The 26,050-nt window shown below is 67.0% G+C and carries 23 protein-coding genes and 1 tRNA gene; 9 read left to right on the top strand and 15 right to left on the bottom strand.

The annotated features are described in order from the left end of the window. Nucleotides 1–212: 212 nt before the first annotated feature. Both ASF26_RS20895 and tgt read right to left on the bottom strand, forming a co-directional pair. Nucleotides 213–288, bottom strand: a tRNA-Lys gene (locus ASF26_RS20895). Between the two features lie 87 nt (nt 289–375). After that, the gene (gene tgt / locus ASF26_RS20890) at nt 376–1,554 is read right to left on the bottom strand and encodes a tRNA guanosine(34) transglycosylase Tgt (protein ID WP_056258844.1); all 1,179 of its coding nucleotides are present in this window, start codon (nt 1,552–1,554) and stop codon (nt 376–378) included. Between the two features lie 299 nt (nt 1,555–1,853). Here tgt and ASF26_RS20885 point away from each other — a divergent pair, with 299 nt between their 5' ends. Next, nucleotides 1,854–2,648: a DUF4239 domain-containing protein gene (locus ASF26_RS20885; protein WP_056258841.1), complete on the top strand. Its 795-nt coding sequence runs from the start codon at nt 1,854–1,856 to the stop codon at nt 2,646–2,648. A 43-nt stretch (nt 2,649–2,691) separates the two neighbouring features. Here ASF26_RS20885 and queA read toward each other — a convergent pair whose 3' ends face one another. Continuing rightward, a complete protein-coding gene (gene queA / locus ASF26_RS20880) occupies nt 2,692–3,780 on the bottom strand; it encodes a tRNA preQ1(34) S-adenosylmethionine ribosyltransferase-isomerase QueA (RefSeq protein ID WP_056258839.1) in 1,089 nt (362 codons plus the stop codon). A gap of 209 nt (nt 3,781–3,989) precedes the next feature. On the opposite strand from queA, the gene ASF26_RS20875 reads away from it, so the two are divergent. The 4 genes from ASF26_RS20875 (at nt 3,990) to ASF26_RS20860 (ending at nt 8,146) form a co-directional block, all read left to right on the top strand. Further along, on the top strand, nt 3,990–4,319 hold the full coding sequence (locus ASF26_RS20875) for a hypothetical protein (protein ID WP_082477730.1): 330 nt from the start codon (nt 3,990–3,992) through the stop codon (nt 4,317–4,319). A 135-nt stretch (nt 4,320–4,454) separates the two neighbouring features. Beyond that, the gene (locus tag ASF26_RS20870; protein WP_056258836.1) at nt 4,455–5,342 is read left to right on the top strand and encodes a cation diffusion facilitator family transporter; all 888 of its coding nucleotides are present in this window, start codon (nt 4,455–4,457) and stop codon (nt 5,340–5,342) included. 142 nt (nt 5,343–5,484) lie between these two features. Beyond that, entirely contained in the window at nt 5,485–7,293 is a 1,809-nt protein-coding gene (locus ASF26_RS20865) for a calcium-binding protein (protein WP_056258832.1), read from the top strand. 214 nt (nt 7,294–7,507) lie between these two features. Next, nucleotides 7,508–8,146: a hypothetical protein gene (locus ASF26_RS20860; RefSeq protein ID WP_056258829.1), complete on the top strand. Its 639-nt coding sequence runs from the start codon at nt 7,508–7,510 to the stop codon at nt 8,144–8,146. Between the two features lie 157 nt (nt 8,147–8,303). Here the strand turns inward: ASF26_RS20860 and ASF26_RS20855 are convergent, their stop codons facing one another. Then, complete coding sequence (locus tag ASF26_RS20855) at nt 8,304–9,005, bottom strand: YoaK family protein (protein ID WP_056258824.1); 702 nt, start codon at nt 9,003–9,005, stop codon at nt 8,304–8,306. Between the two features lie 135 nt (nt 9,006–9,140). Between ASF26_RS20855 and ASF26_RS20850 the strand changes: the two genes are divergently transcribed. Continuing rightward, nucleotides 9,141–10,010, top strand: coding sequence for a LysR family transcriptional regulator (locus ASF26_RS20850; protein WP_056258821.1), 870 nt, complete (start codon nt 9,141–9,143; stop codon nt 10,008–10,010). Nucleotides 10,011–10,075: 65 nt separating this feature from the next. Here the strand turns inward: ASF26_RS20850 and ASF26_RS20845 are convergent, their stop codons facing one another. From ASF26_RS20845 to dctA, 4 genes are all read right to left on the bottom strand, one after another. Beyond that, complete coding sequence (locus ASF26_RS20845; protein WP_056258818.1) at nt 10,076–11,149, bottom strand: tartrate dehydrogenase; 1,074 nt, start codon at nt 11,147–11,149, stop codon at nt 10,076–10,078. Nucleotides 11,150–11,190: 41 nt separating this feature from the next. Next, nucleotides 11,191–12,165, bottom strand: coding sequence for a 2-hydroxyacid dehydrogenase (locus ASF26_RS20840; RefSeq protein WP_056258815.1), 975 nt, complete (start codon nt 12,163–12,165; stop codon nt 11,191–11,193). Nucleotides 12,166–12,551: 386 nt separating this feature from the next. Continuing rightward, entirely contained in the window at nt 12,552–13,715 is a 1,164-nt protein-coding gene (locus tag ASF26_RS20835; protein ID WP_018043975.1) for a mandelate racemase/muconate lactonizing enzyme family protein, read from the bottom strand. Between the two features lie 75 nt (nt 13,716–13,790). Continuing rightward, the gene (gene dctA / locus ASF26_RS20830; RefSeq protein WP_056258812.1) at nt 13,791–15,122 is read right to left on the bottom strand and encodes a C4-dicarboxylate transporter DctA; all 1,332 of its coding nucleotides are present in this window, start codon (nt 15,120–15,122) and stop codon (nt 13,791–13,793) included. A gap of 172 nt (nt 15,123–15,294) precedes the next feature. On the opposite strand from dctA, the gene ASF26_RS20825 reads away from it, so the two are divergent. After that, nucleotides 15,295–16,194, top strand: a complete 900-nt coding sequence (locus tag ASF26_RS20825) for a LysR family transcriptional regulator (RefSeq protein WP_056258809.1) — start codon at nt 15,295–15,297, stop codon at nt 16,192–16,194. 270 nt (nt 16,195–16,464) lie between these two features. Here ASF26_RS20825 and ASF26_RS20820 read toward each other — a convergent pair whose 3' ends face one another. The 3 genes from ASF26_RS20820 to ASF26_RS20810 form a co-directional block, all read right to left on the bottom strand. After that, a complete protein-coding gene (locus tag ASF26_RS20820) occupies nt 16,465–17,109 on the bottom strand; it encodes a hypothetical protein (RefSeq protein ID WP_056258806.1) in 645 nt (214 codons plus the stop codon). A gap of 151 nt (nt 17,110–17,260) precedes the next feature. Continuing rightward, nucleotides 17,261–17,887, bottom strand: coding sequence for a DsbA family protein (locus ASF26_RS20815; RefSeq protein WP_056258804.1), 627 nt, complete (start codon nt 17,885–17,887; stop codon nt 17,261–17,263). Nucleotides 17,888–17,961: 74 nt separating this feature from the next. Further along, nucleotides 17,962–19,062: an NADH:flavin oxidoreductase gene (locus ASF26_RS20810; protein ID WP_056258800.1), complete on the bottom strand. Its 1,101-nt coding sequence runs from the start codon at nt 19,060–19,062 to the stop codon at nt 17,962–17,964. 102 nt (nt 19,063–19,164) lie between these two features. On the opposite strand from ASF26_RS20810, the gene ASF26_RS20805 reads away from it, so the two are divergent. After that, nucleotides 19,165–20,067 (top strand): LysR family transcriptional regulator, encoded by a 903-nt coding sequence (locus tag ASF26_RS20805; protein ID WP_056258795.1) that lies wholly within the window; start codon nt 19,165–19,167, stop codon nt 20,065–20,067. 217 nt (nt 20,068–20,284) lie between these two features. Here ASF26_RS20805 and ASF26_RS20800 read toward each other — a convergent pair whose 3' ends face one another. Continuing rightward, nucleotides 20,285–21,292: a LysR family transcriptional regulator gene (locus ASF26_RS20800; protein ID WP_056258792.1), complete on the bottom strand. Its 1,008-nt coding sequence runs from the start codon at nt 21,290–21,292 to the stop codon at nt 20,285–20,287. Between the two features lie 211 nt (nt 21,293–21,503). On the opposite strand from ASF26_RS20800, the gene ASF26_RS20795 reads away from it, so the two are divergent. Next, a complete protein-coding gene (locus ASF26_RS20795) occupies nt 21,504–22,382 on the top strand; it encodes an SDR family oxidoreductase (RefSeq protein WP_056258789.1) in 879 nt (292 codons plus the stop codon). 251 nt (nt 22,383–22,633) lie between these two features. Here the strand turns inward: ASF26_RS20795 and ASF26_RS20790 are convergent, their stop codons facing one another. The 3 genes from ASF26_RS20790 to ASF26_RS20780 form a co-directional block, all read right to left on the bottom strand. Continuing rightward, nucleotides 22,634–23,692, bottom strand: coding sequence for a DUF3445 domain-containing protein (locus ASF26_RS20790; RefSeq protein WP_056258786.1), 1,059 nt, complete (start codon nt 23,690–23,692; stop codon nt 22,634–22,636). A 92-nt stretch (nt 23,693–23,784) separates the two neighbouring features. Beyond that, nucleotides 23,785–24,738: a PDR/VanB family oxidoreductase gene (locus ASF26_RS20785; RefSeq protein WP_056258783.1), complete on the bottom strand. Its 954-nt coding sequence runs from the start codon at nt 24,736–24,738 to the stop codon at nt 23,785–23,787. Beyond that, complete coding sequence (locus ASF26_RS20780; RefSeq protein WP_056258779.1) at nt 24,735–25,304, bottom strand: dimethylamine monooxygenase subunit DmmA family protein; 570 nt, start codon at nt 25,302–25,304, stop codon at nt 24,735–24,737. The genes ASF26_RS20785 and ASF26_RS20780 overlap by 4 nt, the downstream gene beginning before the upstream one ends. Nucleotides 25,305–26,050 lie beyond the last annotated feature (746 nt).

The following is a 26,050-nucleotide window of genomic DNA, read 5'->3' as shown; positions in this document are numbered from 1 at the left end:
CGATCTCATCCCAGAGATCATCGGGGAGAAGCGGTCTGGCCATGCCAAACCAACGCTCAACATCCGACTCGGTGCCGTTCTGTTAGGCGCTCTAAGTCCGCTCGGTATCGACCACGACGCGAGCCAGAAGATGATAGCAACACCGTGGTAGCTATGTGGTTGCTAGCCGTTCTTCGACAGCGAGCAACCAGCAGCTAAGTGTTTAAAAATGTTGGTGAGCGCGCTGGGACTCGAACCCAGGACCTACAGATTAAAAGTCCGTTGCTCTACCAGCTGAGCTACGCGCTCGCTTGCTCAGAAGGGCCGGGCTCGATGGGCGATCGGGCCGGCTGTCGTGAGAAGCGTGGCTCGCAATAGGGGGTTGGGTCGAAGGGGTCAACCGGCCAGATTCGTGCTGGCGCGCTCGGCCTCTGCGCGAGCCCAGGCCTCGCGAGTCTCGCCGGCGAAATCCGCAAGGCGGCCCGCCGCGATCGCCCCCCGCATTCCGGCCATCAGATCCTGGTAATAGGACAGATTGTTCCAAGTCAGCAGCATCATGCCCAGGATCTCGTCGGTGCGCACGAGATGGTGGAGGTAGGCGCGGGAATAGTCGCGCGCCGCCGGACAGGCGGAGGTCTCGTCGAGGGGGCGGGTATCCTCGGCGAACCGGGCATTGCGCAGGTTGATCCGTCCAAAGCGGGTATAGGCGAGGCCGTGGCGGCCGGCCCGGGTCGGCATCACGCAGTCGAACATGTCGATGCCGCGTGCCACCGATCGCATGAGATCGTCGGGCGTGCCGACGCCCATGAGGTAGCGCGGCTTGTCCCTGGGCAGATGCGGCTCCACCGTCTCGATCATCGCCAGCATCACCGCCTGTGGCTCGCCCACGGCGAGGCCACCGATGGCGTAGCCCTTGAGGTCGAGATCGACGAGGCCCCTGGCGCTCTCGACGCGCAGGTCCGCCAAATCGCCGCCCTGGACGATGCCGAACATCGCCTTGCCCGGCTGCTCGCCGAACTGAAGCCGGCAGCGCTCGGCCCAGCGCAGGGACAACCGCATCGCGCTCTCGATGGCCGGCCGCTCGGCGGGGAGCCGCACGCATTCATCGAGCTGCATCTGGATGTCGGAGCCGAGGAGCCCCTGGATCTCGATGCTGCGCTCCGGGCTCATGTGGTGGGCCGAGCCGTCCACATGCGAGCGGAAAGTGACGCCCTGCTCGTCGAGTTTCCTCAAGGCGGAAAGAGACATCACCTGGAAACCGCCGGAATCGGTGAGGATCGGGTGCGGCCAGTTCATGAAATGGTGGAGGCCGCCGAGTCGCTCCATGCGCTCGGGGCCGGGACGCAGCATCAGGTGGTAGGTGTTGCCGAGCACCACGTCGGCGCCGAGGTCGCGAACCTGGCCCGGATACATCGCCTTGACGGTGGCGGCCGTCCCCACCGGCATGAAGGCCGGTGTACGGATCGTCCCGCGCGGCATCGAGATCGCCCCGGTGCGGGCCTGCCCGTCGGTGGCGTCGACGCGGAATGTGAAATGCTCGGAAGCGTTGCTGCGAAGGGAGGGAGTCTCGGACATGGGCATGGTGTTTAGAGCATCGGCCGGAAAAGTGGATGCCGGTTCTCGGCAAAAGCCGATGCGGGAGGACGTGCGCTCGTGACCGGAAGTATCGGCGCCAGACGCGGCGACCCGTGCCGGGGCGGTGGTCGTCGATCCGGGCACTGGCCCACAGCGCATTCAAGGAGTATCGGAGATCCGCCAACCACCCGGACATTCCGACTAGGTTTCCTCAAAACGAGGACTCCTCCACACGAGGACTCTTCCAGAAGAGGGCTCTTCCGCGCGGCCGGCTCACCATATGATCGCGAGGTCTATCGATGCTCCTAGGACTCTGGCTCGATCAGCCGATCTGGCTGATGATCGTCATTCTCGCCTCACTATTTGCGACAGTCTCGATCGTCCTGGTCGTCCTGACGAACGTCCCCTACACCCGAACCCATCTGCTCAACAACGTCGGCGGCATCGTCGCGTCGTTCTTCAGCTCGATCGGAATTCTCCTCGCCCTGCTGACCGGTTTCGTGGCGAACGATGCCTGGGAGCGGCAGGGCAAGGCGTCGCGCATCGTTCAGACGGAGCGGGCCAACCTGATCGCCGCCTACGATCTCAGCGAGGCCACGGTCTCGGACATGTCCGACATTCAGAAGGCGCTGCTCGCCTATGCGGATGCGGTCATCGCCGACGAGTTCCCCAAGATGGGAACGAAGACGCCCTATTCCAGCGAGGCGGGGGCGGCGCTCAGCAGGCTCATGAAGATGGTGGCCGACCCGGTTCAGACCAGCGCATCCGGTGTCGTCGCTCATACCGCCCTGATGACCACGGTCATGAACCTGCGGGAGGCGCGCGGCGAGCGGCTGGCCCTGAGCGCGAGCGAGAGCGACGATTCGAAATGGATGACGTTGCTGTTTCTCTGCACCCTGACGCTGATCTCGATCGGTATCGTCCACGTCGACAAGCCGCGCGCTCAGGTCATCACGCTCGTCATCTTCTCCACGGCGATGGTCGGGACGCTGTCGGTCATCGCGCTCCACGAGCGCCCCTTCGACGGTCCCTTCGCCCTCGGTCCCGCGGCCTTCGAGCGCGCCAAGAGCATGATGACGACCCATCTGGAATGACCCTCCGATTGGAGAGGGCGGGTCGCGGTGGCGCCACCGGCGTTCAATTGGACGGCGCGGGAAACAGCAGGCTCGAATCCCCATATGAGTAGAACCGATAGCCGCCCTCGACGGCATACGCATAGGCCGCCCGCATCGTCTCCAAGCCCGAGAACGCCGAGACCAGCATGAACAGGGTCGAGCGCGGCAGGTGGAAGTTGGTCATCAGCGCGTCCACGGCGCGGATTCGGGTGCCCGGCGTGATGAAGATGTCGGTTGGGCCGGCGAAGGCGTGGAGCCGGCCGTCTCCATCCGCAGCACTCTCGAGCAGGCGCAGGGCCGTGGTCCCGACCGCGACGATGCGACCGCCCGCGGCTCGCACGGCATTGAGCGCTTCGGCCGTCGCCTGATCGAGGTAGCCGATCTCGGCATGCATGCGGTGGTCGTCGGTGTCGTCGGCCTTGACGGGGAGGAAGGTGCCCGCGCCCACATGCAGGGTCACGCTGTGACGCGCGATCCCGGCGGCGTCGATGCGGGCGAGGAGGTCGTCGGTAAAGTGCAGGCCCGCGGTGGGGGCGGCCACGGCCCCGGCCTCGCGGGCGTAGACCGTCTGGTAATCCACCGTGTCCCGCGCGTCGGTGCTACGCTTGCCCGCGATGTAGGGTGGCAGCGGCAGCTCGCCGGCGAGCGCGATCGCCTCGTCGAGGGCGGGACCGGAGAGGTCGAAGCGCAGCACGATCTCGCCCCCCGCCCCCTTCTCCACGATGGTGGCGTCGAGGAGCCCGAGGGCGCAGGCGTCGCCTTCGCCATTCCGTCCGAATCGAACCCTGTCGCCGACGGCGAGGCGCTTGCCCGGCCGGGCGAAGGCGCGCCAGCATTCGGGTGCTTCGCGCAGGTGGAGCATCGCCTCCATGCGCAGGCCCGGCGAGCCGGGGCGATGGCGGATACCGCGAAGCCGGGCCGGGATCACGCGGGTGTCGTTGAAGACGAGGGCATCGCCCGGTCTCAACAGATCGGCGAGGTCGCGCACGGCGCGGTCCTCCAGCGCCTCGCCGGGACGCACCACGAGCAGTCGCCCGGCATCGCGAGGCTGCGGCGGCCTGAGGGCGATGCTCGCTTCGGGCAGATCGAAATCGAAGAGGTCGACGCGCATCGCGCGCCAACAGCACGGTTCCTGCCCCGGGATCAATGGCCGATGACAGGCTTCCAGCCCGATGACGGTTCGAGGGAATGTTATTGCGCGGGCGGAAGCCGCACGACGGAGAGAGGCCGACAATGCGTGGCCTGCATGGCTCGCGCCTCTTCGCGTGCCGATAACCTTCACACGCGTCGCATTGTTACAGATCTACGTTGAAAACAACCTTGACCGCCCCGAAGCAAATCGGCGTGGTCTCCAAGCAATCTTGCTCCAAAGCGATTCGTCTGATGATTGAAAACTTCAAGAATGGCGCGACCAACATCAAGGTTCCGCATCGTCGGATCACGTTGGACTCGCAGTTGATGTCCTATTGGGAGCGCGAAGCCCGGCGTCTCGACGTGATGGCGGCCAATGCCCGCTGGGGGTGGATGGCCCGGACTTATGCGCGCAAGGCCGACCGGGCACGAGCCCAGGGGGCACGCAGCGCCGCGCGCGAAGCGGAGCGTCGGGCGGGCGCAGTGCCCGGTCCGCAGGAGGGTGAGCCCCAGACATAGCCGCGACTAAACCCTTCACCGGTGGGTTCAACCTTTGCCGTGGCCTTCCCGGCAGGGATGATCGTATGGGCGGGGCCGCCTAGCGCCACGCCCTGCTCCTTTACCCGGCGGGCCCGTCACGGATCGGCACCGGAAATGGACCGCACCCAGAAAGCCGCCCTCGCAAGCGCCGGAATCGGCGCTTTCGTGATGGCGCTCAAATTCGCCGCCTATTGGCTCACCGGCAGTCTCGCGCTCTATTCCGACGCGCTGGAGAGCATCATCAACGTGGCGGCAGCGGCCTTCGCCTTCGTCGCCCTCCGTGTGGCCGCCGCACCGGCCGACGACGACCACCCCTACGGCCATCACAAGGCCGAGTACTTTTCGGCCGTGATCGAGGGCGCCCTCATCATCGTGGCGGCGATTCTCATCCTGCGTGAATCCTATTACGGCCTCCTCGACCCGAAGCCCCTCGATGCGCCGATTCTGGGGCTCGCCGTGAACGGTCTCGCCACGGCCATCAACGGGGCCTGGGCCGTCGCGCTCCTAAGCCGCGGCAGGGCGTGGCGGTCGCCGGCCCTGGTGGCCGATGCGCGTCATGTGATGTCGGACGTGGTCACCTCGGGCGGGGTGCTGATCGGCGTCGCCCTGGTGACCGTCACCGGAACCCTGATCCTCGACCCGCTCATCGCCGGCCTCGTCGCCCTGAACATCCTGTGGTCGGGCTGGACCATGGTGCGCGATTCCGTGAGCGGCCTCCTCGACAAAGCGGCGCCCGCCGAGATGGTGACCCAGATCCGCACGTTGATCTCGGATCACGGGGAGGGCGCCCTGGAGGCACATGACGTGCGCACGCGCCATGCCGGGCAGGCGACCTTCATCGACTTCCACCTCGTGGTGCCAGGCGAGATGACCGTGAAGGACTCGCACGACATCTGCGACCGTCTGGAAAGCGCCATCGAGAGCGCCATCGAGGGGGCCGTCGTCGTCATCCACGTGGAGCCGGCCGAGCATGCCAAGGGACGCGGCGTGCCGGTGGTGTAGGGGCGAGCGCCCCCGAAATCCGGCAAAATCCACCGCCACGCGCACCGTCGTTCGAGCGTCATCCGACCCCCCTAATGTCCGCCACGCCCGGTGATTTGACGTCCGCCCGTCCGCGGACGCGTCCGGTCGAGGATGAGACCGCATGACCGCCTATTCTGTCGCGAACGGCACCACGCAGACCGCTCGCTTCACCCTGGCCGGCGCGGACACCCTGCAGGTGGACGGAACCCTTTCTGTCTCCGCAAACGCTCAGTCCGTGCGCTTCACCTCCGCCCCCGACGGCGCCGAGATCCACAATGACGGCCTGATCGAGAACACCACCGACGGCGGCCGGGCGATCCGCTTCGAGAGCGGAATCGGCGCGACCCTGACCGCGACGATCGACAATGGCGGCACCATCCGCTCCATCGACGACGCCGTGCAGATCCAAGCAGGCTCCGTCGCCGCCGGCACGCTCACCATCACCACGGAGATCGGCTCGACCATCGTCTCCGACGAAGGCCAGGCCCTCGACCTCGCCTCGACCTCGGGCGCGTTCCTCGCCGAGATCGACAATGCGGGATCGCTGCTGGCGCTGGCAGCCGACGGCGTAAAGATCGGCGCGACCCTCGATCTCGTCAACGGCGGCACCATCCAGGGCGGCTCCGCCACCGGCTACGTTCAGGGCGCCGACGGCATCCAGTTCGAGGACGGGGCGAGCGGGACGATCCGCAACGCGGCCGGCGGCGCCATCCTCGGCGACCGCCACGGCATCAATATGGGCGAGGACAGCCTCGTCACGGTGACCAACGAGGCCGGTGCCCGCATCCTCGGCGGCAACGGCTCCGGAATCGGATCCGACGGCACGGCCACCGTGATCAATCACGGGATCATCACGGGTTCCTTCGCCGATGCGACCGGCTCCGACGTCAACGGCGCGACGCCCGGTGCGGAGGACGGCGGCGGCCCGGACGGCATCAACGATGGCGACGGCGACGGGATCGACATTGATTTCCGTGCGACGATCGAGAACCACGGAACCATTCGCGGCCTCGGCGCCGGCGGCACGGGCTCCGACGGCCTGCCCAACACGGCGGAAGGCATCGCGGCGGGCGGCGGCGACATCGTCAACCTGGCCGGCGCGCGGATCTACGGCGCCGGCCTCGGCATCCTGATCGACGACTCGTCGCAGGGGGACGCGCCCTTCGTGACGAGCATCGACAATGCGGGGCTCATCCAGGGCGGCTCGGGCATCGCGATCAGAATCGTCAGCGCGCTCGACGACGTGGTCGTCAATGCGGGCCGCATCCTCGGCGGGGGCGGCACCGCGATCCAGTTCGGCTCCGGCGACAACACCCTGGCCATCGAGACGGGCTCGGCCATCCGCGGCCTGAGCCTGGGCGGCGACGGCACCGACACCCTCGACTATTCGGAGTTCGGCGCGTCGGCGCGCGCGCTGTTCGAGAGCGGCCGGGCCACGGGCACCGGCGGCGTCTCCGGCTTCGAGATCGTGAAAGGCTCGGCCTTCGCCGATTCCATGAGGGGCGATGCCGGGGCCAACCAATTCCTCGGCGGCGCGGGCGACGACCGCCTGTTCGGCGGCGACGGGGCCGACATCCTCACCGGCGGCGCGGGGACGGATGTCCTGCGCGGCGATGCCGGGGCCGACGCCTTCGTGTTCGATGTCGTGCCGCCGGCCGGCGAAAAGGACCGGATCGTCGATTTCAGCCATGGCGAGGACAGGCTCGTCCTCGATGCGGACGTCTTCACAGCCCTCACCGCCGGCCAGCTGCCGGACGAGGCCTTCGCCCTCGGCGCCGCGACCACGGAAGACCACCGCATCGTCTACGACGCGGCCAAGGGCCATCTCTACTATGACGCCGACGGCTCCGGCGGCGCCCAGGATGCCATCCTGCTGGCGACCCTCCTCGACAAGCCGGCGCTCACCGCCTCGGACGTGCTGGTGGTTTGACAGGGGCAGCGGGCGCGGGCTTTCAAGGGGCCTCCCCCCGGAGGGGACCGTGGTCACGGGCCCGTCGGCCTCTCCGCCCGGCGCGAGCCTGCCGCTCCACCGGGCGGGGGGATCGGCGATCGCGCCGAACGGCCTTCCCGAACGCGCAGCCGGGACGCGGCACCAGGTGAATGAGTGCAGCAATCGTTGCCATGAGATACGGAACGCCGCAGCTTTGACGGTGGCGATCCTCGCGCCGAGCCATTTCGCCAGAGCAGCCATCAAGGGACGTGCCGCTGATGCGAGGATTCACGCCGACAATTCCGGCGACAAAGCCATGGAACTCAGCCCCTCGATCGACACCAACCTCGTCAAGACCTCGGTGTCCTACTCCCTGGCAGGCACCTACGTGGAGAACCTGACGCTCACCGGCACCGGCAACCTCAATGCCACCGGGAACTCGCTCGCCAACGTCCTCAAAAGCAATACGAACGCCAACTTTCTCGACGGCGGTCTCGCCGCCGACACGCTGACGGGGCTCGCCGGCAAGGATACGTTCGTGTTCAGCACGAAGCTCGGCTTCTCCAACATCGACCACGTCACCGATTTCTCGGCCCTGGACGACACGATCCAGCTTTCCAAGAGTGTCTTCGCGGCCCTCTCGGCCGGTCCGCTCGCCGTTTCTGCATTCAAGGACCTGGGCGTGACTGGTGCAAAGCTCGATCCCAACGACCGCACTCGGTACGATGACGAGACAGGCACTCTGTCTTACGATGCCGATGGCAGCGGCACCGCCGCAAAGGCCGTCACGTTCGCCGTGATCGACAACCACGACAAGGTGACGCTGACGCACACCGATTTGCTGGTGGCGTAAGCGTCCCGACACGCCCTGGCCGAGTGAGGATCATTCGACCAGGGCTGCTCAGACGGTCATGGAGCCGCGTCTGCGCCACAGGCCGCAAAATTTTCCTTGGAGCATTCCCGGACAGCGTTGTTGCAGGTCACACCTTGGGGTGGGTCGGCTGCACCGCCTATGTCGGGGAAAGCGGAGGGTGTCTCATCGCCAGGACAGTCAAGACGACGAGCACGATGAACGGCAGCGCGATGCAGCCGAAAGCGAGATGGGCGATCCCGAAGGCGCCGCACAGGGCGCCCACGGCGAAGGCCACGATGGCCGGCAGCACGCGCAGCAGGCGCGCGCGCGTCTGAGCGGGGTTCCCGGCCGTTCCGAGAACGAGATCGGTCGCGTCGATGACGGCCTGGCTCACACTCACGGTCATCACCGTGGTCGGGGCGAGATGACCGAGCGAGAGACGGCCGATCGCGTTCTGCACGCCCATGGCCGCGACGGCGAGCATGCCGACCACCAAGGCCGGGGCACCGTCCGGCGCATCGAGGGGCGACGACACGGTCCCGCACAGGCCGAAGCCCGCGAGGAGGGCCGCCTCGACGGCGAGGAGCCAGGGCAATGGATCGGCATCCCGTCGCTCCAGGAGCAGCCCGAGGATGCGGGCGCCCGCCACCGCCCCCATGAAGACGGGCAGCGCCAGGAGTTTCGCCAGGACGCCGAACGAACTCGCGACCAGTTCGGCGCCGATCAGGACGAAGTTTCCGGTGACGTGAGCCGTGAACAGGCCGGTCAGCGCGATGAAGGCGGCCGCGTCGACGAAGCCGGCGACGAAGGCGAGGGCGGTTCCGGCGGACGTGCCGCCACCGGTGATCTGCGGCTTCACGAGACTGTCCCTGATTTAGAGGCAATGACGGCGCTGCGGCGCACTCATCGCCGAACGGCGCAGCGGGAGGTCCGTGAGAGACATTTAGAGCGCCGAACTCCAGGGCGGTCGGAATATCGGCTATCATGAACCGTGATGAGCAACCTCAACGTCGACCACATTCGCTCCTTCCTGGCCGTGATCGAGAACGGCAGCTTCACGGCGGCGGCGCAGGCGCTCGGCGTGCGGCAATCCACGGTCAGCGGGCATATCGCGCGGCTGGAAAAGGCGCTGGATCACTCTCTTCTCATCCGCGACACGCATCGGGTCGCCCCGACGCCGGACGGCCAGGCCCTGATCGGCTTCGCGCGCGAAGTGCTGGAGGCCCACGACCGGCTTCGCGCCTTCTTCTCACCGGGCGGCCTGCGCGGCCGTATCCGCCTCGGCGTCTCCGAAGACTACACCTTGTCGGCCCTGGCCCAGGTTCTGGCGCGCTTCGCCGACCGCCACCCCTCCGTCGATCTGCAGCTGACGGTCGGGCTGAGTCGAGCCCTCTATCAGGGCTACGATGCGGGCGAGCTGGATGTGATCTTCTGCAAGCGCCGACGCGGTGACCCGCGCGGCGAACTGGCCTGGGCAGAGGAACTGATCTGGGCGGGCAGACCGGGCTTCGTTCCCAATCCCGCGCTGCCGTTGCCCCTGGTCCTCTATCCGCCGCCTTCGATGACACGCACCCTGGCGCTCAATGCCCTCGACGCGGCGGGCCGTTCCTGGCGGATCGCCTGTACCAGCGGCAGCCTGATGGGGGTGCGCGCCGCCGTCGAAGCGGGCCTGGGCATCGCGCCGCACTCGGCCAGGGTCATGCCGCCGGGGCTTGCCCCGATCCCGACACTGGCCGGTTTGCCACCGATCGGCGACGTCGAGTTCGTGGTCCTCGGCCCGGGCCGCCAGCATGCCGTCGCGACGGCGTTGCAGGAGACGATCCTGGCAAGTTCGGCGGAGCTACAGGCCGTCCCTGAGGTCTGATGCCGGACCTCGGAGACCTCGACCCATGGGTCCGGGTCACCGAGACGCCGTCAGAGGGGACGCACTTATCCGAGCGCTTCCTCCACCGCCTTGCCGCAGGTTTCGGTATCGGCGTTGCCGCCGAGGTCGCGGGTGCGCAGGGTGCGCTCGGAGAGGACGCGCTCGATGCCGGTGACGATCTCCCGCGCCGCCTCGTGCTCGCCGAGGTGTTCCAGCATCATCGAGCCGGACCAGATCTGGCCGATGGGGTTGGCGATGCCCTGGCCGGCGATGTCGGGGGCCGACCCGTGCACCGGTTCGAACACCGAGGGGAAGAGCCGCTCCGGGTTGATGTTGCCGGAGGGCGCGATGCCGATCGTGCCGGTGCAGGCGGGGCCGAGATCGGAGAGGATGTCGCCGAACAGGTTCGAGGCCACGACGACGTCGAACCGGTCCGGGTTCAGCACGAAATGCGCCGTCAGGATGTCGATATGGTACTGGTCCCAGGCCACGTCCGGGTAGGCCTTGGCCATCTCCTTCACCCGCTCGTCCCAATAGGGCATCGTGATCGAGATGCCGTTGGACTTGGTGGCCGAGGTCAGGTGCTTCTTCGGGCGGCTCTGCGCCAGTTCGAAGGCGAATTTCAGGATACGGTCGACGCCGTGGCGCGTCATGATCGTCTCCTGCAGGGCGAATTCGCGGTCGGTGCCGGCGAACATGCGCCCGCCCGCATTCGAGTATTCCCCTTCCGTGTTCTCGCGGACCACCCAGAAGTCGATGTCGCCGGGCTTGCGGTCGGCGAGCGGGCTCTTCACCCCCGGCATCAGGCGCACGGGGCGCAGGTTGGCGTATTGGTCGAATTCCCGCCGGAACAGGATCAGCGAGCCCCAGAGCGAGACGTGATCGGGCACCCTGTCCGGCATGCCGACGGCGCCGAAGAAGATCGCGTCATGGCCCCCGATCTGCGCCTTCCAGTCTTCCGGCATCATCCGGTCGTGCCGCTCGTAATAGTCGCAGCTGGCGAAGTCGAACCAATCGAAGTCGAGGCTGAAGCCGTGGCGCTTGGCGGCCTTTTCGAGGACGCGCACCCCCTCCGGCACGACCTCCTTGCCGATCCCGTCGCCCGGAATGACGGCGATGCGATAGCTGCGTGATGTCATGGGATCGGCTCTCCGCGGATGGGACGGCTGGGTTCGGGAGTTCAGGCGGCGCTCGGCGGCCAGGGCGTCTCGGCGACGGGGGTCACCGGCCCCCGACCCTCGAACCAGGAAACGAGGTTGTCCACGAGGAGGTTGCCCATGGCGCGGCGGGTGTGATGGGTGGCCGAGCCCACATGCGGCAGCAGGACGACGTTGTCCAAGGCAATGAGGGCCTCGGGAACCCGAGGTTCGTCGGCGAACACGTCGAGGCCGGCCGAGTGGATCGCGCCCTGCTGCAGGGCCGCGATCAGGGCGTCCTCGTCGACGAGGCTGCCGCGGGCCACGTTGATGAGGATGCCCTCCGGGCCGAGGGCGCCCAGCACCTCCGCGGTGACGAGGGGCCCGGCTCCGCCGCCGGGCGCCACGACCACGAGGACGTCGCAGGCTTGGGCCAGCTCGACCGCGCTCGCGTGGTAGTCATAGGCCACCTCGGGTTGCCGGCGGCGGCCGTGATAGGCGATGGCGCAGCCGAATCCAACGAGCCGCGTGGCGATGGCGTGCCCGATCCGCCCGAGGCCGAGGATGCCGATGCGGCGTCCCCGCAGGGAGGGCGAGAGGGGAAACGGGGCTTTCGGCCAGGCGCCCGCGCGGAGATAGCGGTCGGCCTGGGGAATGCGGCGGACGGTGGCGAGGAGCAGGCCGAGGGCGAGGTCGGCGACCTCCTCGGTGAGCACGTCCGGGGTGTTGGTGACGACGGCGCCCCGCCCCTTGGCGGCCGCGACGTCGATCGTGTCGTAGCCGACGCCGAAATTGGCGACGATTTCCAGGGCGGGGAGGCGCGCGAAGAGATCGGCTCCCGCCGGCGCCTGTCCTCCCACCACCACGCCGCGGATGGCCGGGCCGACCTGCGCCAGGAACGCGTCCCGGTCCGTGGCCCGATCCAGGCGGTGGAGGACGAAGTGCTCGTCCAGGGCTTGGATCGTATCCGGAAGGATCGCCTTCAGCAGCAGGATCTCCGCCTTCGCATGCGCTGTCATGGGGCCTCTTCGCAATTGCGTGTTCCGTGGAGGTGGCGCTCCCGCTCCGGGGCGAAGCCACCTTGTGCTTTCCGCCAACGGAGGGTGGACCGCAACCCGGAGCCGGCCCGCTCGGCAAGACCCCGTTGCGCCAATCCCATACAGGCCGCGAGGACTGTCTCGTTCCTCTGGCCGCGCGGAAGGCCGGACCTGACCTTGACCACCGTGGCGCTGACGAAATCTTCGGTCAAAGCGGACAGAACGGCTCGCTCCTCATCACTGAGCGGTCGCATCGTACGGATTTCCTCGGCACGCCGGTTCCCGGAAGACGGCCGCCGCCCGGAGCCGGGCGCCGGCGGTGGAGGCCGTGCGGGGCCGGATTGCGCCCCGCACGGATCGGACGCGGCTTACTCGGCGAGTTCGCGCATGACCTTGATCAGGTCCGACTTGCCCTCGAAGCCGATGCCCGGCAGTTCGGGCATGACGATGTGGCCGTCCTCGACCTTCACCCCGTCCGGGAAGCCGCCATAGGGCTGGAACAGGTCCGGGTAGCTCTCGTTGCCGCCCAGCCCGAGGCCGGCCGCGATGTTGAGCGACATCTGGTGACCGCCATGCGGGATGCAGCGCTTGGGCGACCAGCCGAATTGCTCCAGCACGTCGAGGGTGCGGAGATACTCGACGAGGCCATAGGACAGGGCACAGTCGAACTGCAGGTAGTCGCGGTCGGGCCGCATGCCGCCGTAGCGCAGGAGGTTGCGGGCATCCTGGTGCGAGAACAGGTTCTCGCCGGTCGCCATCGGGCCGGGATAGAACTCGGAGATCGCGGCCTGCAGGGCGTAGTCGAGGGGATCGCCGATCTCCTCGTACCAGAACAGCGGGTACTGGCGCAGCATCTTGGCGTAGGCGATGCCCTGTTCGAGGTTGAAGCGGCCGTTCACGTCGACGGCGAGCTGCGCCTGGGAGCCGATCTCCTTCAGCACGGCCTCGATGCGGCGCTGGTCCTCCTCGATCGGCACGCCGCCGATCTTCATCTTCACGACGTTGTAGCCGCGGTCGAGGTAGCCGCGCATCTCGGCGCGCAGCTGGGTGTCGTCCTTGCCGGGATAGTAATAGCCGCCGGCCGCGTAGACGAAGACGCGCGGATTGGCCTCGACGCCCTTCTGCTCGGCCAGCATCCGGAACAGCGGCTTGCCGGCGATCTTGGCGGTGGCATCCCAGATCGCCATGTCGAGGGTGCCCACCGCCACCGAGCGTTCGCCGTGGCCGCCGGGCTTCTCGTTGGTCATCATCGCTGCCCACAGCTTGTGCGGGTCGAGGTTGTCGCCGGCCTCGTTGAGCACGCTCTTGGGGTCGGCTTCGAGGATGCGATTCTTGAAGCGCTCGCGGATCAGGCCGCCCTGGCCGTAGCGACCGTTGGAGTTGAAGCCGTAGCCCACCACCCGGCGGCCGTCGCGCTCCACGTCGGTGACGACGGCCACGAGGCTGGCGGTCATCTTCGAGAAGTCGATATAGGCGTTGCGGATGGGCGAGGAGATCGGCTTGGTGACCTCGCAGACGTCGACGATACGCATGTTGGCTCTCCTTGAGATGCGAAGGGATTTACGCAGGGGGGAAGGGATGGAAGCGGACGAAAGCGGTCGAGAGGTCTAGTGGGCGATCGCCACGGGGCGGGGCAGGGCGTGCCCGGCTTCCGTGTCGGGAACGACGGCCTCGGAGGCCACGGCGGCCCGGTTGCGGTAGGCCTCCTCCGCCTTGGCGAGGTCGAAGGCGCCTTCCCACTTGGCGACCGCGATGGTGGCGACCGCGTTGCCGATGAGGTTCGTGACCGCCCGCGCCTCGTTCATGAAGCGATCGACACCCAGCAGAAGGACGAGACCGGCGACCGGGACGGTGTGGATGCTCGACAGGGTGGCGGCGAGGGTGACGAACCCGGCCCCGGCGACACCCGCCGACCCTTTCGAGGTCAGGAGCAGCACGCCCAGGACGACGAGTTGGTCGCCGATGCCCAGCGGCGTGTTGGTGGCCTGGGCGACGAAGATCGCCGCCATGGTAAGGTAAATGCAGGTGCCGTCGGCGTTGAAGGTGTAGCCCGTGGGCAGCACGAGCCCGACCACCGACTTCTCGCAGCCCACCCGCTCCAGCTTGGCCATCATCCGGGGCATCACGGCCTCGGTGGAGCAGGTGCCGAAGGTGATGAGGATCTCGTCCTTGAAGAAGCCGAGAACCTTGACGAGCGAGAACCCGGTCCAGGCGCAGACGGAGCCGAGCACCAGCACGACGAACAGGATCGACGTGACGTAGACACCCAGCATGAGGTAGGCGAGGGACCAGACGGTGCCGAAGCCGTACTTGCCGATGGTGAAGGCGACACCGGCACCCGCACCGATGGGGGCCAGGCGCATCACCATGGCGACGATGCGGAACAGCGCGTCGAGGAGGCTGTCGATGACGACGACCACCGGCTTGCCGCGTTCGCCCGCCTGGACCAGGGCGAGGCCGAAGAGCAGCGAGATCAGGATGATCTGCAGCATGGCGCCCTTGGCGAAGGCATCCACCATCGTCGAGGGGATGATGTCCATCAGGAAGCCGACGATGCCGGGCTGCGCTTCCGCCCGCTTGGCGTAGGAGGCGATGGCGCTGCCATCGATATGCGTGGCGTCGATGTTCATGCCGACGCCCGGCTGCATCACGTTGACCACCACGAGGCCGATGACGAGGGCCAGCGTCGAGACGACCTCGAAGTAGATCAGCGCGCGTACACCGATGCGGCCGACCTCCTTCATGTTACCCATCTTGGCGATGCCGACCACGATGGTACCGAAGATGACCGGCGCAAGCAGCATCTTGATCAGCTTGATGAAGCCGTCCGCCAGGGGCTGCAGCGTGACGGCGACGTCGGGCAGGAAATACCCGACGAACCCGCCGATGACGATTGCTATGAAGACTTGAACATAGAGTCGGCTTAGCCATGACCTCATGATCTGTTTCCTCCTGATCTGCCACTTAGCGGGCAGCTTGATTAGTGATCCCTCTTGCGGGGCTTGATGTCGTCCTTACGCCTGGACACCGTCGCTCGGCCAATGCCATGTTCGGTGCGCGCTATGCGCGGTCGGCATCGGGCTGGACGGGCTGACGGACACTGGCTGATCGATGGATCTGGACTGGCTGAAGGACTTCCTCGCGCTGGCGGAGCAGAAGACGTTCTCACGCGCGGCCGAGGCGCGGAGCGTGACGCAGCCGGCCTTCAGCCGGCGCATCCGTGCCCTCGAGGATTGGGTCGGCACGCCCCTGTTCGCCCGTGGTCCGCAGGGGGCGGTGCTCACGCCGGCCGGGCTCGCTTTCCAGCCGGCGGCCCAGGACATGATGCGCAGCCTGGAGCGGGCACGACGCGACGCGCGGGAGGTGGGTGCCCGGGATACGGCGACGCTCTCCATCGCGGCGACCCACGCCCTGTCGTTCACGTTCTTTCCGAACTGGATCCGCGGCCTGATGCACCATCAGACGCTGGGCACCCTCAACCTGATCTCCGACAGCATGGAGGCCTGCGAAGCCATCATGCTCGCCGGCGAGGTCCACTTCCTGCTGTGCCACCATCACCCGGATGCGCGGACGCGCTTCGAATCGGAACGGTTTCCGAGCCTGTCCCTGGGCGACGACCTGCTGGTTCCCCTCTGCGCCCCCACCTCGGACGGAGGGCCGACATGGTCGCTGCCGGGAACGCCGGAGGCGCCTCTGCCCTATCTGAGATACAGCCAGGCCTCGGGGCTCGGGCGCATCATCGCGGCCTTCCCGGATCGCGAGCCGGCCCATTCGGCCACAGCGCTCACCTCACACCTCGCGGCGACGCTCATGACGATGGCGCGGAACGGACACGGCATCGCCTGGCTGCCGCAGACGCTGGCGGCCGAAGATCAGGCGCGCGGCAGGCTGGTGCGCGCCGGTCCGGACCGGTTCGACATCCCCATCGACATCAGGCTGTTCCGCTCCCTCGACTGCCGCAACGATGCGGCCGACCGGCTCTGGGACGACCTCACCGAAGCCCGTGCGTGACCGGCGCCGGGGCCGGTCTCCGTTCGCGGTAGGGTCTGCGCGACCGCGCGCCTTTGGAAGCGGGACCGCCAGTCGGACCCAGACGATCCGAGACCGTCGGGTCCGTCCGGTGTCGACCCTGGGAACGTCCGCTCTCGGGCTTTTGATGATACAGTGCCAGACGAAGGGCTTCGGTAGATTTTCGCCAAGCCGCATGACGACGGAGGCTTATCGAAAGCAGACGCGGCACAACCGGAGACGGGGAGGATGGCAGGACGTTTCCGCGTTTAATTATGTCTCCGCCCATGCTGCCCGGACTGGACCTGTTGCAGTGTCCGGCTTCGCATCCCCAATGAAAATGACGACGGGGCCGTGATCGGACCGGCGCGGATCGTAGAAATCGAGAAGATTCGGGTAACGGCACTGGAGGAAGTCGAGATGCAGGCCCTCCCGACGCACGAGGTGGTCGATGACGACCTGATCGCCATGCACGGCGTTCGGGACTGAACCGCAGGAGCCCGGCGTCATCCACCGCGCGGGCTCGGCCGCGAAGGTCGTGTAGAGAAAACCCAGCTCATCGCCGTCCCAGCGTAGCAGGGCACTGGAGAGCCGTCCCTTGTGGAAGTAATCCTCCATCGCGGCGAGGCCCGGCTCGGCCAAAGCCTCCGCCGGACCGGTGAAGACGGTATCGAGGTCGCAGAGCAGCGACGGCCCTCGGGTCAGGCCTGGGCGGAACGCTTCCATCTTCGCCCACCAGGCTGGCCAGTCGTGCCGCAGCGGCACCCGCTCTACACCGGCCACCTCAATGGGAAGGTCGGTGAGGCAGAGGATGCGGTCGAAAGACGGAGCGTGGCGGCGAACGCCTCGTGCCAAGCGCTCGACCCAAGCCGCGTCGTAGCGACCGCCACTTTTCAGCACAGTGAGGAGTGTCGTCATCGAACGCGCGTCATCCTGATCGGGCTGTTCAAAGGGGGCAGCGTCGGAGGCGGAACATCCGCTTCGGGCCGGAAGGCTAAGGTCCGCTTTCGACCCTACTCGGACCTCGAAAAGGATGAGCCCTGACATCCGCAGCTGCCGGAAAGCGGACCTACGAGGTGTGGCGTAGAATTTCGGCTCGCAGATCTTCGGGCTTTGGCATGCCTGAGAACAGCCGGTTACCGACCGCGACCGAGGGGACGGCGCGGATGCCGGCCTCCTGTGCCTGCCGCAGCGCCGCGTCGTGGCGCTCCCCGCAGAGCGGCGACGCGATCACCCAACCGAGGGCTTCAGGATCGAGGCCAAACCCGTGGAAGATCGCCTTGAGAACGTCGGTGTCGCCGATGTCGCGGTCATCCTGGAAGAAGGCGCGCAGGACTGCGTCGACGTAGGCATCGCCCTGTCCATGCTCGACGGCATACTGGAGGCCCAGGAACGCCTTGCGGGTGTACGGCTGCGGCGAGATGGTCGGAAGGCGCATCGGGACCCCCAACCGTTCAGCGGCGGGGTAGACGCCCTGTTTCCAAGCCGCGGGCAGGTAGTCGTCCTCGGGGCGCAGCGTCGGTGTCGGGTAGGGGCGCAACTCGAACGGCATCCAGACGACGTCAACATCTAGCCCATCGATGGCGGCCTGGATGAGTTGCTCCCCGAGGAGGCAGTACGGACAGACGAAGTCGATCCACACGCGGATCTTCGTGCGGGCCGGCTTCACGGTCGCCGTGCCAACGTCATCCCTCATGGTTCATGCTCCACGTTCATCTCGGTCGGCTCGGGGTGTTTTTCGACACGATGGCGCCCGGCGCCGAGTGCTTCTCAGGCGGCCAGCTCGCTCGGCTTGATGTTGGCGATCGGCCCAAGGATGGCGGGGTCGAACGCGGCGACCTCTTCCTCGGCCCGGACGCGGTTCGGGAAGTCCGGGTTGGCGAGCGCGGCCTTGCCGAGCGCCACGATATCTGCACCCGCAGCCATGACCTCCTGCGCCCGTGCCGCATCGGTGACGCCGCCGTTGGCGATCAACCGGACATGGGGGGCGTAGCGGCGGGCCAGGGCGACAAGGCTGTCGCGTCCGCCCTCGAAAGCGGGCTCCCACACCCGATGCTCGGTGACGTGGATGTAGCTGGCCCCGATCTCGGCGAGGGTGCCGAAGATGGCCTCGGCGTCCTGATTGCGGCCTGCCCACTTGTGTGTGAAGTCGTTGACCTTGCCCTGTGAGATCCGCACGCCGATCGGCACGTCGGCCCCGACCCGGGCCCGGACGGCCTCGAATACGGCGCGCACGAGCGTGGTGCGCCGACGCGTGTCGCCGCCCCACCGGTCGCTGCGCTGGTTGGCGTAGTCGGTCAGGAACTGGTCGATGAGGTAGCCGTTCGCGCCGTGGATCTCGACGCCGTCGAACCCGGCCGCGACCGCCCGTGCCGCGGAGGCGGCGAAGCCCTCGATGGCATCGGCGATCTGCTCTTCGGTGATGGCCGCAGGCATCGGATACGGGCCCACGCCGCGGTAGAACTCCATCTGATGGCCCTTGGGCTGCACGGCCGAGGGGCCGACGGCCGCCTCGCGAAAGCGGTTACCCTGGCTGATCGCACCCGCATGCATCAGCTGCGCGACGAAGCGTGCGCCGTGCCGGTGCACGGCGTCCACCACCGGTCGCCAAGCCTCGGCCTGGGCCGCATCGGTGAGCCCGGGCTGGTGGAGGTAGCCCTGGGCGAAAGCCCGATCCGTGTAGAGGCCCTCGGTGATCACGAGGCCGAAGCCGCCGCGGGCGAAGCGCTCGTAGTAGCGGGCCATCGTGTCGTTGGCGGTGCCGTCCTCGGACGCGCTCACGCGGGTCATCGGGGCGACCGCCCAGCGGTTTCTCAGCGAGACCCCGTTTATATCGGTAGCCGTGAAAAGACTGTTGGCATTCGCGCTCATGGTTCGCCTCCGGTTCAGCACCTTCTCTTGCGATCGAAGGTATCTGGCCGATGGAGGGGTCAGTAGCCGGGATGGACGATAAGCATCTTATCGTGCAGTGATATGCCGGTGGACCTCTCCGATGTGGCCCTGTTCCGCGCCATCGTCGCGACCGGCAGCCTTTCGGCCGCCGGGCGTCAGGAGGGCCTGTCGCCAATGGCAGTCAGTCGGCGCTTGGCGGCGCTGGAGCAGGAACTCGGTGTCCGCCTGATCCATCGCACCACGCGCTCCGTCGCTCTTACGGCGGACGGCGAGACGTTCCTGCCGCTCGCTCAGACGATGTTGGAGGCGCGCGAGGCTGCGACGGCCGCCTTCTCCGAACAGCACGAGGGCTTGAGCGGGGTCCTGCGCGTGACTGCGCCCCATCGCATCGGCCGGGCCCTCGTCGTGCCCCTGGTCGTGCGGCTAATGGCCGAGAACCCGCGCCTCCACGTGGACCTGACCTTCTCGGACGGGATCGTCGACATCGTGGCCGCCGGGCTCGACGTGGCGATCAGGGTGGCGACCATGCAATCCTCCGAGTTGGTCGCCGTGCACGTGGCGGACAACCCACGCATCCTGTGTGCCGCGCCGGCCTACATCGCGGCGCACGGGTGCCCCAAGCGTCTTGCGGACCTCGACGCGCACGCCTGCCTGACGCTGCATGCGATGGACGCCTGGACGTTCCGCCAGGATCGGCATCCAGTTGCTAGGCGGATCAAGGGCAGACTGGCCGCCAGCAGCGTCGATACGGTACACGCTGCCTGCGTCGCCGGCGCGGGGCTCGCGTTGCTGACCTACTGGGACGTGGCGCAGGACTTAGCTGACGGCATCCTCAGGACCGTCGCCCTGACGGACGCCGAGCCCGAACAGTTGGCGATATGGGCCGTGCTTCCAACGCGGCAGCACATGCCGGCGCGGGTGCGTCGGTTCATCGACGGGCTCAAGTCTGCCCTGACCGTGTCTCTCCCGGCTCAGGCGCGATAGATCATGGCGATCAAGTACGGTAACCCGGATAGTCCGCTTTCGCCCGCAATCCGGACGTTCGTCTCACGACAAGCGAACTACCGCTTCCCACCCTTCTCGGACGAAAGGGATGGGTACCAAGCGTCCGATTTTCAACATGAGCTCCGCTCGACGAGTTGCCCGACGATCGGGTGGATGCGCACCGGCTTGTCCTCCACCACCGGCTCGAAACGCCGCTTCATCGACCGCCGTGTTCGACGCCGATGGCGGCGAGGTCACCGGTGAGGGCTTCTCCGCCATCTGCATCGGCGTCCCCCGCGTCGCTGTTGCGCGATTTGCGATGGAGGATGTCGTCCCTCGGCATCCGGCTGGCGAGCGCGTCGATGGCGAGGCGCGACCGCAGCGGCAGATACCGTGCCGCGGGCCAGACGGCGTAGCAATCCATGGTGGCGTAGGGACGGTCCGCCCAGAGTTGGACGAGTTCGCCCGCCTGCAGGCTGTCGCGGATCAGCCAATGCGCGAGCCAGCAGAGGCCGAGCCCGGCCTTGGCGGCGGCCAGGATGACTTCGACGTCGTCGAACCGAAGCCTGGCATGGGGGGAAACGGGGACGAGAACGCCGCCGGCATCCGGCAGGCGCCAGACATAGCCGCGGTCGCCGCGCGCATAGGCGAGCGCGTCGTGCCCGGCCAGATCCGCGAGCTCCTCCGGGCGTCCGCGTGCGTCGAGGTAGGACGGGGCAGCGCACAGCACCATGCGTTCCGTCACCAGCCGCCGGGCACGCAGGGAGCTGTTGTTGCCGAGCGCGCCGAAGCGCAAGCCGAGATCGAAGCCGTCGGCGATCAGGTCGATGACCCGGTCGCTGAAGTTCAACTCGAGTTCCAGCTTCGGATGCGCCTTGGCGTAGTCGATCAGGATCGGCGCCGCACAGCGCCGGCCGAGGAGAACCGGCATCGAGATCCGCAATCGCCCCGCCACCTCCTGGCGGCCGGATTCGAGGAGCGCCTCGCCGGTCCGCAATTCCGCGACGGCGCGCAGGCAATGTTCGTAGAATTGCTGCCCGGCTTCCGTCAGGCTCTGCGTTCGCGTGGTCCGCTGGAACAGCCGCACGCCGAGCCGCTCTTCGAGGCGCGCCACGGCCTTGCCGACGGCGGAGCGTGACAGGGACAGTCGGTCGGCCGCCCGCGCGAACCCTCCGGCCTCCACCGCCTCCACGAAGATCTGCACGCCATCGAACTTGTCACGCATCGGTCGCCCGGTCCTACACGGCCTGCCACGGGATTGTAGCGCTACAGGCAACAAAGAAGCGAATAGCTGGGTCTAAAGCCGAATGGCAATCTACGCTAGAGGAGTGGCGGGCGTACAGCGCGGCCCGGACAGGAACGGCTCCGCCCCATGGGCAGCCGACGCGGTTCCTGACCGAAGGTACGGCTGGGACGACAATCGGAAGGGTTGAGTGATGAGCGGTAAAGTCGTTGTCGTGACCGGCGCGAGCAGTGGTTTTGGGAAGCTAACGGTCCTGGAACTCGCAAGGCGAGGTCATACCGTCATCGCGACCATGCGGGACGTCGAGGGCCGGAACAGCGCGGTCCGGAGCGAATTGATCGACGCCGCGAAGGCGGACGGGACTCCGCTGCAGGTTCTCGAAATGGATGTGGCCAGCGACGAGTCGGTCGAGGCCGCCATCGCTCACGTCATTGCCGAGCACGGCAGAATCGACGTTCTGGTCAACAACGCCGGCCTGATGCCGATCGGTGTGACGGAAGCCTATACGATCGCCGATGTCGAACGGCTGTTCGCGGTCAATGTCTTCGGGGCCTTTCGCACCAATCGGGCCGTCCTGCCGCACATGCGCGCCGCCGGCAGCGGACTTCTCGTGCAGATCACGTCGTTGATGGGGCGCTTCGTCATTCCCTTCTTCGGTGTCTATGCCGCGAGCAAGTTCGCGCTCGAGGCACTGGCGGAGACCTATCGCTACGAGCTCGGCGGCTTCGGGATCGATTCGGTCATCGTCGAGCCGGGCCAGTTCCCGAGCAACCTCATCTCGTCGAGCCCCGAACCGTCCGATGCGGGGGTCCTGACCTCTTATGGCGAGGTCGCGGCGATCCCGGGTCAGATCAAGGCCCATGCCGAGCAGCCCTACGATCCCGCCCATCCGCCGCGCCCGCAACGGGTCGCCGATGCGATCGCAGGGCTGGTCGAGGCAACGGAGCGGCGTCCCCTGCGCACGGTCGTGATGCCCGAGGGCATGGATTTCGGCGTCGCGCGCATCAACGAGGCGGTCGCTCCCATTCAGAACGACGTGCTCAGGGCCATGGGCATGGCGCACATGATCTAAAATCCTGTTTAAGGCGTCTTTCCAAGGACTTACCTCATCCTGAGGTGCCGCTTAGCGGCCTCGAAGGAGCCCCCTAGAGCGTTCTCCGCCGAAGTGGATGCCGATTCGGCGAAAAAGAGCGCGGCAGTCAAAGGCCTAGAGCTGTGTCCCGACCCAACGTGGTCGGGCACAGCTCTAGGGATCGCGCGATCACTGGAGGGCTCCTTCGAGACCCTTTGCTCGAGCAAAGGTACCTCAGGATGAGGGAGGTCTTATTCGAGGCGGGCCTGGTCCGGCTGGATGCCGAGGGACAGGGGCGCCCCGTCGTCCAGGGCGGCCAGGCGCGACACCGCCATGCCGTGGAACCGGGTCAGGCCCTTGTACTCGACGAGTTCGGGCGGGAGGCTCGCCAGGACGCGGTGGAGGCGCTTGCGCCACTTCTCCACCCGCTCGATGTCCTGCAGGCTGATCAGGTAGCAGCGGATCCCAAACAGGATCGCGTTGGAGCGCGGCAGGCGGAACAGGGTCTGCAACTCCACGCGCAGGTGGAGCTTGCCCGCGATGTTCTCCGGGGTCACGGTGGTGCGGTCCGGCCCCCAATCGGGATAGTTCTCGGGCGACGTGTCGAGGCGCGGGTTGATCGTCATCGTCCAGTTCAGCCGGCGGACGGGATGCCCGTACTGCAGGCGCAGGAGATATTGCAGCGCCCGGTCGAACACCCCGATCTCGTGCGCCAGCGGCACCGGCCCGTGCCACTCGTGGAAGCTCATCCCGATATCGAATTCCAGCGACCAATCCGCCTGCGTGGTGACCATGCCGCCATCGACGTAGAGGTTGTCGTCCCGATGGTCCTGCAGGGTGAAGTCCCCCTGGGCCTGCCGGGTGATGTACTCGAACGGCTCCCAGGGGAGGGTGGACGCGTCGCCGAAAACGAAGCGCTGGTCGAGGCCCAGGGGGCGGTTGATCCAGTGCCAGGCGGTGCCGTCCCGCGTCAGGCTGAAATGCTCGGGATAATCCGCCGACAGGCTCTCCATCAGGAGTTCGAGCGTGTCCCATTGCGCCGGCATCATGTGCGGCAGCACCTGGCATCGCTTCGGGTCGTGATCGAGGACGATCGCGCGCTCCCTACATTCGGCGACGTAATGTTCGTCCACGTCGAAGGCGTGTTCGAAGACCGGCGAGGTGCCCGCTTTCACATGCGGCTCGATGTTGACCGAATACATGTATCGGTCTTCGCCGAACGGAAACGGAAAGCGGAGCACCGCCGCGTCGCTGTTCCGGTAGGAGAAGTCGTCCCGGAACGTCTCGTCGGTCTTGAACTGAATACCCATCTCAGCTTCCCTTTACCAAGCGGCGCCGATCCCGGCACATGGCCGGCATCGGTGCGTTCGGCGGATGCCCGCCGCCGCGCGGTCGTCCGGTCCTAAAAATCGAGCACCAGGGTCTCGGATCTGGCCCGGGAGACGCAGGTCGCGATGAGTCGACCCTCCGCCTTCTCCGCATCGGACAGGACGTGATCCCGGTGATCGGGGATGCCGTCCACGAGGGGCAGGAGGCAGACGCCGCAGGCGCCCCCCCGGCAGAGGCAGGGAGCCTCGATGCCTTCGCCCTCCAGCGCTTCGAGCAGGGTCTGCGACGCCCCGACCGCGATCGACCGGCCGGACCGCGCCAGGGTGACGGTGAACGGCTCGCCGCCCTTGTCCCCGCCGAAACTCTCGCGGTGGATCGCGTGCGGCGTCCAGCCGAGGCCGCGCGCCGTCTCCTCCACCGCGTCCATCAGGCCCTGAGGCCCGCAGGTATAGACATGGGTTCCCAGCGGCTGATCGGCGAGGAGGGCGGCGAGATCCGGCCGCTCCCCCCGTCCGACGCCATGGACGTGGACGCCCGCCGCATCGTCACCGAGCAGGGTCCGGAAGGTCTCGACCTCGTCGGGCGCGCAGAACTGATGCAGTTCGTAGGCGGCGCCGCGCGACGCCAGGACCGGCCGGTAGGACAGGAACGGCGTCAGGCCGATGCCGCCGGCGATCAGGATGTGCTTGCGGGCGAGCGACGCGATCGGGAACAGGCTGGCCGGCGCGCTCAGCTCGACGGCGTCACCGATCTCGAGCCTGTCGTGCAGGAAGTGGGAGCCGCCGCGCGAGTCCGGAACCCGGCGGACGACGATCGCGTAGTGATCGCGCTGGTCGGGCGGCGTCACCAGCGAATAGGCGTTCTGCCAGACCCGGTCCGGCCCCCGCAGGGTGACGAGGACATGCGCCCCCGGCGGCGATGTGGGAAACACCCCGCCAGTCTCGGGAACGAAGCGGAACCGCTTCAGCGTCGGGTTCAGGAGTTCGATCTCGGCGACGCGCGCCGACAGCTTGCCGTCGAGGATCATGAATAGGCCTGCTCTGCCGGAGGGACTTCGCCGGCGACTTCGGCATCGATCTTGACCCCCATGAAGGCCGACAGGCGCCGCGAGAAATGATCCCGCACGAACAGGTTGGCGCCGCAGCCGTCGCATCGGACGATGGTGGTCGTCACGCCGTGATTGAAGGTCCGGCAATGGACGCAGGCCACGCGCCGCGCCCGCGTGCCGGAATGGCACTGGAAGATCTCCTGCTTGGTCATCCCCGCGCGCTGCGCCGTGTTGAAGACATCCCACAAGAAGTCCTCGGTCCCGCTCACGTAGAGCCGCAGACCCATGCGCTCCTGCGAGAGGCGATGGTCGAGGCGATCGATGAGGTGCCTCGGCGAACGGAACCCTCGTTCGTGAACGGTCCCGACGGGTGGGATCCGGCCCTCCTGGTCGGGGCCTGCGACGAACCAGACCTCCACCTCCCTGTCGGGCGGGGCCTCGAAGAGGTAGGCGGGCGAATCCGACACCAATAAGTGGCGCAACCCGGACAGATCCATCGCCAGCGATTGATAGACCGGTCGGCTCTTGATGGACTGATCTGACATCGACCTCGACTCGACAATGGGCGGGGCGGCGGCCGGAGCGGACTGCGCCGAACCAGGGGACGAATTCGGTCCCGTCGACAAAACCGGCCCCGTCTTGCTTGCACGGCGATCCGGTTCCTTAAGAGAATTTCATTTTCTCCAAGAGAACAACAATGTCAATCGCCGTTTTCGACCGAAGTCCCGGCCAAGGAGTCTCGGCCAATGGGTCGGATGCCGGTTCGATGGGCGGCGGACGATCGTTTCGGCACCCGCCGCCGTCATGGTCCGCACATCCCGTGCGAGATGCGCAGGGTCGCAGGGCGCGCGCACGAAAGCGAGAGGCCATGTCGATGATCCGCTCGAATCGAGAAGGCTCGTCGCGGACCGATCTCTCGTCATGCCCGCGATCGGCAAACATCCCTGCCTATTTGCTGGTCACATCTGCCCGAAAATCAAATCTCCTGAAAAATTTCGATGCAATTCCACTGTTCGCTCGAGGGGGAGCCGCAATAGCGCTTGACAGCGGCTCAACCGAAGAGAAATGATTATTCCTGTAGAGAATTTCAGGAGTTTGACCGGCAGTCTTCCACTGACGTGATGTGTCGGACTCCCGTGACAGGTGCGCACCGGCGGTCGCGGCGCCCCGGCTATCCCGAAAGACTTCGTGTGACCGTCTCCGCAAGGACGGGAGATATCCATGTCGTTGACGATACCTCGGCAAGCACATCCCTAGATTAGAGTTCCTTGAGAAACGTCCGGTCTCCACC

This window comes from Methylobacterium sp. Leaf93, from assembly GCF_001422345.1.
Lineage (GTDB): Bacteria > Pseudomonadota > Alphaproteobacteria > Rhizobiales > Beijerinckiaceae > Methylobacterium > Methylobacterium bullatum.
This window is presented reverse-complemented; position numbering and strand designations above follow the sequence as displayed.

Coding starts and splice junctions, on each gene's coding strand:
- ASF26_RS20790 (WP_056258786.1), bottom strand. CDS start 23,692: ATGGGTATTCAGTTCAAGACCGACGAGACGTTCCGGGACGACTTCTCC.
- ASF26_RS20805 (WP_056258795.1), top strand. CDS start 19,165: ATGCCGGTGGACCTCTCCGATGTGGCCCTGTTCCGCGCCATCGTCGCG.
- ASF26_RS20780 (WP_056258779.1), bottom strand. CDS start 25,304: ATGTCAGATCAGTCCATCAAGAGCCGACCGGTCTATCAATCGCTGGCG.
- ASF26_RS20810 (WP_056258800.1), bottom strand. CDS start 19,062: ATGAGCGCGAATGCCAACAGTCTTTTCACGGCTACCGATATAAACGGG.
- tgt (WP_056258844.1), bottom strand. CDS start 1,554: ATGTCCGAGACTCCCTCCCTTCGCAGCAACGCTTCCGAGCATTTCACA.
- ASF26_RS20845 (WP_056258818.1), bottom strand. CDS start 11,149: ATGACATCACGCAGCTATCGCATCGCCGTCATTCCGGGCGACGGGATC.
- ASF26_RS20865 (WP_056258832.1), top strand. CDS start 5,485: ATGACCGCCTATTCTGTCGCGAACGGCACCACGCAGACCGCTCGCTTC.
- ASF26_RS20850 (WP_056258821.1), top strand. CDS start 9,141: ATGAGCAACCTCAACGTCGACCACATTCGCTCCTTCCTGGCCGTGATC.
- dctA (WP_056258812.1), bottom strand. CDS start 15,122: ATGAGGTCATGGCTAAGCCGACTCTATGTTCAAGTCTTCATAGCAATC.
- ASF26_RS20870 (WP_056258836.1), top strand. CDS start 4,455: ATGGACCGCACCCAGAAAGCCGCCCTCGCAAGCGCCGGAATCGGCGCT.
- ASF26_RS20840 (WP_056258815.1), bottom strand. CDS start 12,165: ATGACAGCGCATGCGAAGGCGGAGATCCTGCTGCTGAAGGCGATCCTT.
- ASF26_RS20885 (WP_056258841.1), top strand. CDS start 1,854: ATGCTCCTAGGACTCTGGCTCGATCAGCCGATCTGGCTGATGATCGTC.
- ASF26_RS20800 (WP_056258792.1), bottom strand. CDS start 21,292: ATGCGTGACAAGTTCGATGGCGTGCAGATCTTCGTGGAGGCGGTGGAG.
- ASF26_RS20825 (WP_056258809.1), top strand. CDS start 15,295: ATGGATCTGGACTGGCTGAAGGACTTCCTCGCGCTGGCGGAGCAGAAG.
- ASF26_RS20835 (WP_018043975.1), bottom strand. CDS start 13,715: ATGCGTATCGTCGACGTCTGCGAGGTCACCAAGCCGATCTCCTCGCCC.
- ASF26_RS20785 (WP_056258783.1), bottom strand. CDS start 24,738: ATGATCCTCGACGGCAAGCTGTCGGCGCGCGTCGCCGAGATCGAACTC.
- ASF26_RS20795 (WP_056258789.1), top strand. CDS start 21,504: ATGAGCGGTAAAGTCGTTGTCGTGACCGGCGCGAGCAGTGGTTTTGGG.
- queA (WP_056258839.1), bottom strand. CDS start 3,780: ATGCGCGTCGACCTCTTCGATTTCGATCTGCCCGAAGCGAGCATCGCC.
- ASF26_RS20815 (WP_056258804.1), bottom strand. CDS start 17,887: ATGAGGGATGACGTTGGCACGGCGACCGTGAAGCCGGCCCGCACGAAG.
- ASF26_RS20820 (WP_056258806.1), bottom strand. CDS start 17,109: ATGACGACACTCCTCACTGTGCTGAAAAGTGGCGGTCGCTACGACGCG.